This window comes from Paenibacillus plantiphilus (assembly GCF_927798095.1).
In the GTDB taxonomy this organism is placed as follows: Bacteria; Bacillota; Bacilli; order Paenibacillales; family Paenibacillaceae; genus Paenibacillus_Z; species Paenibacillus_Z plantiphilus.
Genome location: NZ_CAKMMF010000028.1, coordinates 69,121 through 81,850, shown reverse-complemented (window position 1 = coordinate 81,850; position 12,730 = coordinate 69,121). Strand labels below are relative to the sequence as shown.

Here is a 12,730-nt window from a genome sequence, read left to right as displayed (position 1 = left end):
ACAACCGGATCCGCATCCATTCGACGATCGGTTATCTTACCCCGCATCAATGCGAGAAAAGGTACTACGAGCAACACCAGGGCGCTTAGTTTCTGTGTCTACTTTCTTGACAGAGGTACAACAAATCCGATGGCGAGCGCGCTGTAAGCATGAAAAACCGCCTAACAGAATGCGTATTAACAGAGTGCGTATTAACAGAGTGCGTGTCGCTCGCTCGAAGGGATTATTTTCGAAAGGATCATTTTTTTGCGAAACTTGCAGCTAGGGGGACGAAAGTATGGAATTCTCGCCCCGTATTCAGGAGGCGCTCGAACAGGGGAGGGCGGTCGTTGCGGTAGAATCGACGTTGCTCACGCACGGTCTGTCTCGCCCGCACGCTCTCGATCTCGTAGCGGAAATTGAACATCATGTCCGTGAGTGTGGTGCGGAACCAGCGCTTGTTGCTTTGTCGGAAGGCAAGCTGGTAATTGGAATGGAACGGGAAGGGCAGGAGCGGCTGGCGAAGGCTGAAGGCAATGTTAAGCTGACAACTGCGGATCTCGGAGTGGCGATGGTGAGAGGATACAGCGGCGGTACAACTGCGGCAACAACTGCGTGGGCTGCCCATAAAGCAGGCATTAAGGTCGCGCTTGCTGGAGGGCTTGGCGGTGTTCATCGCGATGTCGTGGATACGTGGGATATTTCCGGTGATTTGACCATTATGGGCTCTACGCCTGTTATTATGGCATGCGGCGGCATCAAAACGTTTCTCGATATCGGCAAAAGTCTGGAGGCGCTTGAGACGCTTGGTGTGCCAGTCTGGTCCTTTAAAAATGAGCGGTTTCCCGGTTATTTTGTCCATGACTCGGCCTATTCGGCGCTTCGGGTTGACTCCGGCGAGGAGATCGCTGCAATGGCAGCTGCCCATTGGGGGCTGGGTTTGCAGACAGGTATTGTTCTAGGAGCTTCGATTCCGCATGCAAGTGCCTTCGATGGCGATGAGATTGAGTCGATCATTAAGTTTGCGTTGGACCAAGCATACGGTCACTCAGGCGGGAAGGGCGTGACACCGCATATTATCCGCGCGATTGAGAGCTTTACGCTAGGTCGTTCGGCGGCTGCTAATCGGGCGCTTATTGTGGAAGCTGCTTGTGTGGCGGCCGAGACTGCGGTTGCTTTGGCGAAGCGAGGAAAAACGAATGGAATAGATTGATGACTGAATAGATAAAGGAGCTGTTTAACATGCTGTTTCAATATTATCCGTCTGTCCCGCATTCTTATAAATTCGAATTGAACAAAGATATCGAGCTTGCTGCAGCGCACTTCAATCCCCACGAGTCTGCAGGGGCTTCCCGCAATATGCATGGCCATACATTTATAATCAGCATTACACTTGTCGGCAATGAGCTTCAGGACTCTGGTTTTCTGGTTAATTTCGGAGTGATCAATGAATTTGTGCAACGCTTCGACTTCTCGGTGCTGAATGATCATCCCGAGTTTGCCGAACAGTTCCCAACAACTGAAGGGATTGCCAAAACTGTCTATCATCTTGTCGCAGACGCGCTGAAGGAAATGCCTAACAAGCCGAAATGCTTGCAAGTTCTCGTAAGAGAGAATCCGTCGAGCTATGTCATCTATCGTGAAGCCCTTGAAACTTAATTGGAATACAAGTTCTGCATACAAGCTCAGCATACAAGTTCAGAATGCAAGTTCATAGTACGAGATTCCATCCTGGAGCGGCAGTTATCGTGCTGATCGTAGGGAATCGGGAGTATATGGCAGCATATCTTCGAATGCCTCCTGTGAGGGAAGTGTACCGTTGCTTAGCGTGATTCAGCTGATCTCATGGCCTCTTAGTCGATTTTTCATTGAAAATAAAGAGCGCTATACTTAATAGAGATCAATAATTTCGCAGCAATGGAGGTTACTTAACTTGACTTATGTTGAAATGATGAGACGTCGGAATGAGATTCTAAAGCGTAATATCGGCAGTATGATTCTGAAGAGTAACAAGCAGGGATTGAGCGGACAGGAGAACAGCTTTTACAAAAATATGATCAAAGAGCTGCATCAGGGCGAGTCGGAAATCAACGCTTTTCGTAATCAAAGCTAGTGGAATAACGTCAGTGTGACGTATGATAGAGGGGGTGCCAGTTAGCGGCATTCCTTTTTTGTTGTGCAAATTGTGCAGAACTGGCAAGTGAATTTAAATTATAATTATTATAAAATAATATTGATTTTCGTTATTGAAGCAGATAGAATAGATTTAGTTGATGCTTATTAATAATTATTCTAATTAATATAATTTTGAGGAGGAATACAGGATGACAAAACTAACGACGAATCAAGGTGTTCCAATCGGAAACAATCAGAGCTCCAGAACCGCCGGCGTGAACGGTCCGACATTGCTGGAGGATTATCAGCTGCTGGAGAAGCTCGCCCATTTCGACCGGGAACGGGTGCCGGAGCGTGTTGTTCATGCCCGTGGCGCTGGAGCGCATGGCGTGTTCAAGCTAGCCAACAGTATGAAGCGGTATACGAAAGCGGCTTTCCTGCAAAATGAAGGTCAGGAGACACCTGTGTTCGCGCGGTTCTCTACGGTTATTCACGGTCAGCACTCTCCCGAGACGCTGCGTGATCCGAGAGGTTTCGCGGTGAAATTTTATACGGAAGAGGGCAACTATGATTTCGTCGGCAATAATTTGCCAGTCTTCTTCATTCGCGATGCGATGAAGTTCCCGGATATGGTTCATTCGCTGAAGCCTGACCCGCGCAACAATATTCAGCATCCTGACCGGTACTGGGATTTCATGTCGCTCAGCCCGGAATCTACGAACATGCTCGTGCATCTGTTCTCTGATGAAGGCATTCCGGCCAGCTACCGCCATATGAGGGGATCAAGCGTTCACGCTTTCAAATGGATTAATCAATATGGCAATATGGTGTATACCAAGCTGCGGTGGGTCACTAAGCAGGGCATGGAAAATTTGTCCGCTGAGGAAGCATCTGCGATACAAGCAAGCGACTTCAACCATGCCAGCCGCGATTTATATGAAGCTATCGAGCGCCAGGAGTACCCGGAATGGGATCTGTATGTGCAGGTGCTTGATCCTGCCGACTTGGACAGCTTTGACTTCAATCCGCTCGACCCGACGAAGGATTGGTTCGAAGAGGATATTCCTTATCAGCATGTCGGTACGATGACGCTGAATCGCAATCCAGACAATGTATTCGCCGAGACGGAATCAATCGGCTTCAATCCCGGGGTTGTAGTGCCAGGGATCGAGCCTTCTGAGGACAAGCTGCTGCAGGGACGCCTGTTCTCCTATTCGGACACACAGCGCCATCGGATTGGACCCAATTACTTGCAGCTGCCAATTAATTGTCCATTCGCACAGGTGAGCAACAACCAGCGTGATGGAGCAATGCCGATTAAGCAGCAGGGGGATCATATTAATTATGAGCCGAATCGTCATCAGCATACCCCCAAGGAAGATCCCGCCTATGCGGATATCCCGTATCCCGTGCAAGGGGAGGCCGTGCGGCAGAAAATAGAGAAGAAGAACGATTTTGGACAAGCGGGCCAAGTATGGCGCCGTTATTCGGAGGAAGAGCAGACAGCGGTAGTGGGCAATCTATCGGCTGATCTTCAAGCGGTATCCGAGCAGACGAAATTGTTGGCTATCTGCAATTTCTACCGAGCCGATCAGGAGCTCGGCGAGCGGCTGGCAGCAAGCTTGCAGGTGGATATTACTCCATATGTTAAGCAATCGAGATAATTTGCGAGCGCATAGCCGCTGTGTTCAGCTGGCAGCAAGCAAGTGTAGCCTCCAAGACCACTGGTTGATGTGGGAATGGAGGCTCTTTCGTTGTTGCAATAGAATGATACAAGTGTTGGGATAATGATGGGTAGTATGAAATATACATGTAATACGGTGAGGATTCACACTGAAATTACTCGAATAAATTTCAGTGTCTATGCATTCGTTTATAAGCAGTTTTCAAACAGTTTTCATGTCCCCTTGACCCAACTTTTTAGGTTGATTTTGGGTTGGAATGTAGGGGTTTCGTGAAATAGAAGCATTGGAGCGGCTTTTTGGAAGAAAATAATTTGATTGAAACCCCTTCACATATTTCATGAAATGTGGTTTAATAGTTATGAAATAAAATGAAATGTAAGTGCTTTAATTTCATCATTTTTTCATGAATACGAATCATTGCTTGTTGCAAGCTGTGTGATCACATTATCATGATTCATCGTATGGAGGGCAAATGGAATTAATTCTTATCCGGCATGGACAGTCCGTAGGCAACATCAGGGTGAATGAGGATATGCCCGACTCTCCTTTAACTGAGCTAGGCATGAAGCAAGCTGAGCGGGTAGCGAAGTACGTAAGTCGGAAGCCTGTTACACGCATTATTTCAAGTCCGTTAATTCGAGCGGTTCAAACCGCACAGCCGCTGTCCGAAACAATGTCTCTGCAGATTGAGCTGTGGAAGGATCTCTACGAATTCCGTGAAGGGAGCGCCTATATCGGTCCTTCGAGGGAGGAAATGAGCCGCCTGTATCCAGAGGTCGTTCTGTGCAGCAGCATGGAAGAGGACGGATGGCTTTATCCGGGCGGAGAAACGCGAAAGACGGCAGCCGAAAGGGCTAAGGCAATGGTCCGGAAGCTTCGGCAGCCAGAGTATGAGGACGACTGTATTGCGATGTTTGCTCACGGTTCGTTCAACGATTATTTAATTAGAGAGATCCTTCAGATTTCCAGCGAGGCACAGATTAATTTCCATCAATCGAATACGAACGTCAATGTTTTCGTTATTAAGAATAACGAGACAGAAGTACGGAAACTTAATCTTACAGAGCATCTGGAGCTGGCCTTGCGAACTTAATCGACAGGTGGCGATCCATCGCAGCGTCCTGCATGATCGTCGACCGCGGTCATGCAACGTCACACCGCGCGCGGTGATCGCCACATCGGTTAAGCAAATGCTGCTTTATCTTACTGAGAGGAGGTGAATACCTCAGTGCATCTATACGTCATCAGACACGCACAATCCACGATGAATATTAAGCAAGGCGGAGGGGCAAACTGCGAATTGTCGCCAGTCGGATATTGGCAGGCTGAACAAATTCCATCCTTTTTCAGCGATATACCTGTTAAAGCGATCTATTGCAGTCCACTGCGCCGAACAATTCTCACCGCGCTGCCGCTTGCCCAGGCACATCAATTGCCGATTATTCTCGTTCCAGAGATGTCTGAGATGTTCTTGGAGGAGTGGACCGATTATCGCGATTATGACTGGCAAAGCTGCGGCGAGATTGAAAGCGTTTACTCGGATGTGGAGTTTATTGATACGCATGACAAGAGCAAGCAGTGGTGGCCGGTATGGCCGGAGGATAAGCGTATCGTTGGAGCGCGTGTTCAGCGCTTCTATGACGCTCATCTGGCTCCAAGGACAGGATCGGATGAACACATTGTAGTTTTTGGACATGGGCAATCTACTGCGGATTTGAAGCGGAGCGCCAATCCTGGCGACAAGATACCTGTCTATAACGCGGGAGTCGTGGAGTTTGTTATGAACAGTGAGGGCAAATGCCTGTCTGCGAAAGTGCATACAGACCATCTGGGGCCCCACGTTTCTGACTAGTTAATGAATGGAACACATTTAATGGGGGGATATTTCAATGTTAAGAAGAACATCGATGTTGCTCGTTATTTCTATTCTTACGCTTGCTCTTGCGGCTTGCGGACCGGATCGCAATGAGAATAAAGGCACAAACACGGGAAAGAATGATGGCCAGTCGACGAATACCGAAGCGACTAAGCCTGAGGAGCTCATGATCTGGGCGAATGAAGCCGAGAAGGAGATTCAAGCGGTTCGCGAGATTACTGAGAAATTCACGCAAGAGACAGGCGTCAAGGTTAAAGTTGTACCTGTTAATGCGCGTGAGCAAGCCAAGTCATTCTCCCTCGACGGTCCAAATGGAATAGGTCCGGATCTGTGGTGGGCAACGCATAATTCCATGGGCAAGAACGTTCTGCAAGGACTTGCGGAGCCCTTCACTCTGGATGAAGAAGTGCTGAAGAATTATTCAGAGGACACGATCAAAGCAGTTACGCAGCAAGGAAAAATCTACAATCTGCCGATGGTCGTCGAGACGGCTGTCCTCTATTATAACAAGGAGCTGATACCGGAAGCGCCTGAGACGTGGGCCGATCTTGAGAAGTTCTCGGACAGCTTCAATAACGCTGCACAGAAGAAGTACGGCTTTATTCTCGATGGCATTAACTTCTATTATGCGAACATGTTCCTGCAGGGCAATGGCAGTTATGTATTCGGATACGATGAAACGAATGGCTATGATGCAAGCGATATCGGCCTGAACAATGAAGGCGCGATTCAAGGCGCGAAGCTGATTCAAAGCTGGTTCCAGAAGGGCTATATTCCACAGTCCATTACAACTGACATTATGGACGGCTTGTTCAAGCAAGGCACTGTCGGCGCTGTTGTATCCGTGCCTGCTGCGCTGAACAACTACAAGGAGTCGCTTGGCGACAAGCTGGGTGTAGTTCCGCTGCCTAAGATGGAGAACGGCAATCGTCCGCCATCCTTCCTTGGTATTAAAGGCTGGGTTCTCTCTCCTTTCTCCAAGAACAAGGAATGGGCTCAGAAGCTTGCAATCTACATGACGAACGAGCAATCGCTTGAGAAGTACTTCGAGATTTCAGGCGAGATTCCAGCTACATTGAGCGGTCTGGGAAGCGACAAAATTACGTCGCATCCGTACTACTCCGCTGTTGCCGAGCAGGTCAAATCAGCTACGCCAACACCGAATAACCCAGAGATCTCACAGACGTGGGAGCCGATGAAGAATGCGCTCATTTTCATCTCGCAAGGTGATGACGCCAAGGAAGTTTTGGACGAAGCAGTTGCTCAAATCAAGGAACAAATTGCGATTAACCAGTCGAAAAAATAGATAGCTCCGGGATGAGGATTGGCTTTGGCTTCAATCCTCATCCATCTATCGTTAGGAGGTTAACTCTTGGAAGATCAGAACGAGAAGGGAAAAGGCGCAGGCCACAGCAGCGCTTCCCGACAACATAGCCCGACGACCGCCATGCTGCTGTCCATTATTCCGGGTTTAGGACAAGTGTATAACCGCAGATATTTGAAGGGGCTATTGCTCTTTATTGTCGGCGCTTCTTTCTTGAGCGTATTCAGTGAATTCCTTAACATCGGCTATTGGGGCATTGTTACGCTTGGCACGCTGGAAGGGGTGGACGATTCCCGTTCGCTGCTTATCCGAGGCATTATATCGATTATATTGACCGTATTTGCACTCACCTTCTATGTGATTAACTTGATTGATGCCAGGCGCGAAGCGGTTAAGATTCAGAAGGGCTGGAGAATAACGACCATTCGCGAAGGTTTCACGACAGCCTGGAATTCAAGCTTTCCTTATGTGCTGGTTACCCCGGCGCTGTTCATGATTATTTTTGTACTGGTATTGCCGCTGCTGTTCATGATTTCATTAGCGTTTACGAACTATAACATTTATAATTCCCCGCCGCGCTTTCTGCTCAGCTGGGTAGGCTTCGAAAACTTCATCAATGTGTTCTCTGTTCCAATCTGGCGTGAAACGTTCTTCTCTGTTTTATCCTGGACGATTATATGGACGCTGGTTGCTACGACTTTGCAAATTGGTCTTGCTCTGTTCCTGGCGGTTATCGTCAATGACAAACGGGTAAGGTTTAAGAAGTTTATACGTACGTTTCTTATTTTGCCATGGGCTGTACCGGGCTTCGTATCGATCCTGACCTTCGCGGGGATGTTCAACGATCAGTTCGGCGCGGTCAACAATTTGTTGCTGGCTCCGTTCGGTATTCATATTCCGTGGATGACGGATGCGATGTGGACGAAGGTAGCGATTATTTTCGTAGAGGTATGGCTCGGCTTCGCCTTCGTATTTGCTCTGTTCACGGGTGTACTGCAAAGTGTATCGGGTGACTGGTACGAGGCGGCGGAAGTGGATGGCGCGAACAAATGGCAGAAATTCCGTTTCATTACGCTGCCGCATGTCTTATTCGCTACGGCGCCGTTGTTGATCATTCAATATACGGGCAATTTCAACAACTTCAACCTTATTTATCTGTTCAACCAGGGAGGTCCGCCAGTTCGGGGACAATCGGCTGGATCGACGGATATCGTTATTTCATGGGTGTATAAGCTGACGTTCGATACGATGAACTACAACATGGCAGCGGTTATCTCGATCATGCTCGGTATCATCGTGGCCGCCTTTGCATTCATTCAATTCAGACGGACGCGTTCGTTCAAGGAAGGGGGAGATAACCGATGAGGAGCAAATTCAAATCCAGGCTGGAGCTGACTGGCATCTATCTGGTCATCTTCATTATGTTTCTCGTCATTATGTATCCGCTGGTCTGGGTTCTGGGCATCTCGCTCAGTCCGGGTACGAGCATTTATAATGCCTCCATCATTCCCAAGAATGCATCGCTGGAGCATTTCATCTGGTTATTCACGGACAAAGACAGCCACTATTTGCTGTGGTACAAGAATACGCTGATCGTCGCAGTGGCGAAGACGATATTGTCGCTGATTGTGACGCTGGCGATTGCTTATGCGTTCTCGCGCTATAAGTTTGTCGGGAAGAAGAACGGACTCTTCGTTCTTATGCTGGTCAAAATTTTCCCCGTGCTAATGGGTATGGTCGCCATCTATATTCTGCTTAATCTGCTGGGACTTCTGGACTCGCTGGTCGGTCTGACGCTCATCTATGTGGGGACCTCGATCCCGACCCATGCGTTTCTGGTAAAGGGGTACTTCGATACCATTCCGAGAGATCTGGATGAATCCGCGAAGATTGACGGCGCAGGACATTTCCGCATTTTCTTTCAAATCATCCTGCCGCTGGCAGTGCCGATTATTGCGGTTGTCGCTCTGTTCAACTTCATGGCGCCGTTCATGGATTTCCTGCTTCCAAGCATCGTTATTCGAAGCCCGGAGAACTACACGCTGGCGCTGGGCTTGTACAATTACGTCAATCGGGAATTCGGAAGCAACTTTACGCATTTTGCAGCGGGTTCCATTCTAATTGCGGTTCCGATCGCAACGGTATTCCTGTATTTCCAACGCTACCTGATCTCAGGACTCACCGCTGGCGCATCCAAAACTTAATGTGACGCTGCCTCTGCCAGTTCGCTGCAATGCGCATTGGCAGAGGCGGACATCGCCGATGATTGCTTGAAGCGTAAGAGAGGGGGTGGATAATAATGAATCCATGGCATATTGATGCTTTGGAATTGACATTTCGCCTTGTATTGTCGTTCCTGCTGGGAGGACTTATCGGGTTCGAACGGGAGATGAACAATCATGCGGCAGGTCTGAGAACGAATATTCTCGTCTGTATGGGCTCTACGCTAATTATGCTGCTGTCCATGTATGGCTTTGAGATGTTCGCAGATGAGCCGAATGTGCGGATGGACCCCGCGAGGCTCGCGGCTCAAGTCATTACGGGAGTCGGTTTTCTTGGAGCGGGCACGATTATGCAGAAGGGCTTGTCTGTCAAAGGTTTGACCACGGCAGCGACATTATGGGTCATGGCGGCGATTGGACTGGCGGTCGGCGCGGGATTCTATTATCCGGCTATCATCTGCTGCGCATTGGTCTTCGGCTCGCTTCGAATATTGAATAAGATTGAGCACCGTTTTATGGCGGCGGGCAGGTCTCTTATATTAAGAATTCAGATTGTGAAAGGCTCGAATTGCTTGAATGAGCTGCAGAACTATTTGACAGCCAAAGAGGTTCGCGTTAAAAATATTAGTATCGACAACGATGAGCAATTCGGCAAATCGATGCAGCAGGTAACGGTTACCTTCGTTGCTTCTAATAACAAGATTCGAATCGCGCTGTTGAACAAGCTGAATCGGCTGCCAGGCGTGAAATCGTTGAAGCTAGAGGGATAGCTTAAAACCTTTAATCGTAGTAATATAAAGTAAAATGGTAGATTTGTCATCAAACTCTGCCGATCTATGAGGTGATTGTAATCTCTACCATTAAAGATGTCGCGCTTCTTGCGGGTGTTTCGCCTGCAACAGTATCGAGAGTAATAACGAATAAAGGCAACATTGCAAGCGATACGAAAGCCAAGGTTCTCTCCGCGATGGAACAGATCAACTATGTGCCGACACAATCTTCAATTGCACAGAGCAAGCCGGGCACGATCAGCTTCTCGATCGCGAGAAACCCTATATATAAGCTGACCAATCCATTCTTCAGCGATGTGCTCTTCGGAATTTCGAATGCTGCAAGGCGGTATGACTACAATGTGAACTTCCAGATGGCGCATACGGTTGAAGAGCAGATTGCGAACTGCATTAAGCTTTATAAGGGAAAGCAAGTGGATGGCTTCATCTTCACAAGCGTCCTGAGATCGGACAAGGATCTGCTGCTCAAGAGCATGCTGGATCGGGAAATTCCGTTCGTCATGATCGGCACTAGCTTGAATCATCATGTATTCTCGATTCATAATGACAACATCCGCGACAGCTATATGGCGACCAAGTTTCTAATCGAGAAGGGCTATCAGAAGATTCTGTTCCTTACGAATCAACTGAAGCAGGATGTCATGTATGACCGTATTCATGGCTATCAGCGCGCGGTTGAAGAGCATGGACTCGATACAGCCGCCTCGCATGTAGTCTACAGCGAGAATGAAGAGAACGATATTACGAGAGTGCTGGATGCGACTTTAGAGGAAGGCGTAACCTTCGATGCGATTATGACGATGGAGAGCATGATGTCGCTGTCCGCGTTGAAATATTGCCAGAGCAAGGGGATGAGCGTCCCAGAGGATGTCGGAATTCTTTGCTTCAGCAATGCGCCATATTTGGAAAAAATGTCACCATCCATTACGGGTGTGAATCTCAACCCGGATCTGATGGGCGCAGAAGCGTTCCAGCTTCTGTACGATCTTATCCACGATAAGCCCAAAGCCTCCGTCAAGAAGAGCGTTACGCTCCCGTCGGAAATTCTAGAACGCCAATCGACTCAACGTGTGAAGCTTAAGAAATGAAGTGTACGCGTATACGCAACGCCTGCTGGAGCCCGTCCTGAGAGTGATGACGGCTGCAGCGGGCGTTTTTATTGTTCTGCTAATTTGGCATCTCTCATGGCATCTCTCATGAATAAGCTCGCCGTCGGCGCTATGTCTGGAATGAGAATAGCCTAGCCTAGCACGCAGGAGCCGAAATTGTTATTTCAGGTGCTGTGCTGAAATTAGCAGAAGCGGTTCAGGCTTTTTAGGCTGTAGAACAAGTCCATGGCTCCGCAGGGCGGTCCTCTGCATCGGTACGCCGTTCCAACCGTTGTTCGCATCTGCGTTGCTGCATAAATACAGTTAACATGGCCGGAATGGACGATTTCAAGCCCTTACCTGCAAAAGCTCTCATGACGTCAGCGACATCACCCCTCAGATTAAAAAAGGGAGTTAGGAGTTACTTTCTATTTTCGTATAAAGAGTGCAGTGAAAACTCAAAAAAGTGCGGTATACGCTGGTTTCTGGTGATAGTTGATGTATTATTGCAGTTACTCCGGCTCTGGGCAGCTATATTGGATGCAGGAGATGTACTTTATACGAAATTAGATAATGGCCCCGATTGCAGCAAAGGCATTGTCTACTGCTGCTATCGCTGTAAGCGGGAAATTCCGTGTTAACGCAAGAAATGGCAGCGCGAACGGTGCTGTAAGCAGGAAAAATCGTGTTATAGCGGTGGGCAAAGCCATTTCGGTTGCTTTCTCTGTCGCTTAAAGCGGAAAAACCTGCTTACAGCACAACTAATCCTCGCAAAATCAGCTGTAGCACGGAAAAAACGTCTTAACGCTCTGCGACAGCCTAACTTGGCGGATTCAAAGCAGCTATAAAGCGGAAAAACCTGCTTACAGCACAACTAATCCTCGCAAAATCAGCTGTAGCACTGAAAAACCCGCTTAACGCTCTGCGACAGCCTAGCTTGGCGGGTTCAAAGCAGCTATAAAGCGGAAAAACCTGCTTACAGCACAACTAATCCTCGCAAAATCAGCTGTAGCACGGAAAAAACGTCTTAACGCTCTGCGACAGCCTAGCTTAGCGGATTCAAAGCAGCTATAAAGCGGAAAACCTGCTTACAGCACAACTAATCCTCGCAAAATCAGCTGTAGCACGGAAAAAACGTCTTAATACTGACGCCGCGTGATGGCGGCTGGTCTGCCACTGGGATAGTGGCCATCATACTACTACAGCATAGTGGCATCAACTGCCGCAGCATACTGGCATAGTGCCAGTGGTACAGCCTCTCTCACAGTTGCCATTTGTGACGGTTGGTAGTGATGAAGCTGCACCCATTTTCATTTTAGGAGGGTGACGTCAACGACATCAGATTGATGGTAGTGTGCGATGCATTGTGTTATGTATGGTGCTCATGTAAGTGCATATGCATGTGTTCATGTATTGCAATAGCAAAATGATCGTGGTAATATAAGTTTCAGACAACAATTGACCAAATGATTAAATTGGTCATTAAGTTCTAAAAGGGAGAATGGTCATTGACCGACGGAAGCTTATTGTGGATGCGGCATCGAAGTCGTTTGCCTTGTTCGGGTATAAGGCGATGACGATGGATCAGATTGCAGGAATCGCCCATGTAGGCAAGGAGGGGCTGGCGCCGAGCTAAGTGGCTGCCTTTTT

At 48.3% G+C, this 12,730-nt stretch carries 12 protein-coding genes and 1 pseudogene; 12 read left to right on the top strand and 1 reads right to left on the bottom strand.

Going from position 1 to position 12,730, the window contains the following annotated elements:
- Positions 1–277 precede the first annotated feature (277 nt).
- The 11 genes from L6H65_RS21040 to L6H65_RS20990 all read left to right on the top strand — a co-directional run bounded on the left by L6H65_RS21040 (position 278) and on the right by L6H65_RS20990 (position 11,080).
- Entirely contained in the window at positions 278–1,192 is a 915-nt protein-coding gene (locus L6H65_RS21040) for a pseudouridine-5'-phosphate glycosidase (protein ID WP_236344699.1), read from the top strand.
- A gap of 29 nt (positions 1,193–1,221) precedes the next feature.
- A complete protein-coding gene (locus tag L6H65_RS21035) occupies positions 1,222–1,638 on the top strand; it encodes a 6-pyruvoyl trahydropterin synthase family protein (protein ID WP_236344698.1) in 417 nt (138 codons plus the stop codon).
- A gap of 274 nt (positions 1,639–1,912) precedes the next feature.
- Positions 1,913–2,092 (top strand): hypothetical protein, encoded by a 180-nt coding sequence (locus tag L6H65_RS21030; protein WP_236344697.1) that lies wholly within the window; start codon positions 1,913–1,915, stop codon positions 2,090–2,092.
- Between the two features lie 211 nt (positions 2,093–2,303).
- On the top strand, positions 2,304–3,758 hold the full coding sequence (locus L6H65_RS21025; protein WP_236344695.1) for a catalase: 1,455 nt from the start codon (positions 2,304–2,306) through the stop codon (positions 3,756–3,758).
- A gap of 493 nt (positions 3,759–4,251) precedes the next feature.
- On the top strand, positions 4,252–4,872 hold the full coding sequence (locus L6H65_RS21020) for a histidine phosphatase family protein (protein ID WP_236344693.1): 621 nt from the start codon (positions 4,252–4,254) through the stop codon (positions 4,870–4,872).
- A 135-nt stretch (positions 4,873–5,007) separates the two neighbouring features.
- Positions 5,008–5,631 (top strand): histidine phosphatase family protein, encoded by a 624-nt coding sequence (locus L6H65_RS21015; protein ID WP_236344691.1) that lies wholly within the window; start codon positions 5,008–5,010, stop codon positions 5,629–5,631.
- Positions 5,632–5,668: 37 nt separating this feature from the next.
- The gene (locus L6H65_RS21010) at positions 5,669–6,961 is read left to right on the top strand and encodes a sugar ABC transporter substrate-binding protein (protein WP_236344689.1); all 1,293 of its coding nucleotides are present in this window, start codon (positions 5,669–5,671) and stop codon (positions 6,959–6,961) included.
- 141 nt (positions 6,962–7,102) lie between these two features.
- Positions 7,103–8,344: a sugar ABC transporter permease gene (locus tag L6H65_RS21005; protein ID WP_236344701.1), complete on the top strand. Its 1,242-nt coding sequence runs from the start codon at positions 7,103–7,105 to the stop codon at positions 8,342–8,344.
- A complete protein-coding gene (locus L6H65_RS21000; RefSeq protein ID WP_236344687.1) occupies positions 8,341–9,183 on the top strand; it encodes a sugar ABC transporter permease in 843 nt (280 codons plus the stop codon). The genes L6H65_RS21005 and L6H65_RS21000 overlap by 4 nt, the downstream gene beginning before the upstream one ends.
- A gap of 95 nt (positions 9,184–9,278) precedes the next feature.
- A complete protein-coding gene (locus L6H65_RS20995) occupies positions 9,279–9,971 on the top strand; it encodes an MgtC/SapB family protein (RefSeq protein ID WP_236344685.1) in 693 nt (230 codons plus the stop codon).
- Between the two features lie 71 nt (positions 9,972–10,042).
- Positions 10,043–11,080 (top strand): LacI family DNA-binding transcriptional regulator, encoded by a 1,038-nt coding sequence (locus tag L6H65_RS20990; protein ID WP_236344684.1) that lies wholly within the window; start codon positions 10,043–10,045, stop codon positions 11,078–11,080.
- A gap of 566 nt (positions 11,081–11,646) precedes the next feature.
- Here L6H65_RS20990 and L6H65_RS20985 read toward each other — a convergent pair.
- The gene (locus L6H65_RS20985) at positions 11,647–11,790 is read right to left on the bottom strand and encodes a hypothetical protein (RefSeq protein WP_236344683.1); all 144 of its coding nucleotides are present in this window, start codon (positions 11,788–11,790) and stop codon (positions 11,647–11,649) included.
- A 791-nt stretch (positions 11,791–12,581) separates the two neighbouring features.
- Here L6H65_RS20985 and L6H65_RS20980 point away from each other — a divergent pair.
- Positions 12,582–12,695 (top strand): annotated as a pseudogene (locus tag L6H65_RS20980) (TetR/AcrR family transcriptional regulator); the annotation flags it as partial.
- Positions 12,696–12,730: the final 35 nt, after the last annotated feature.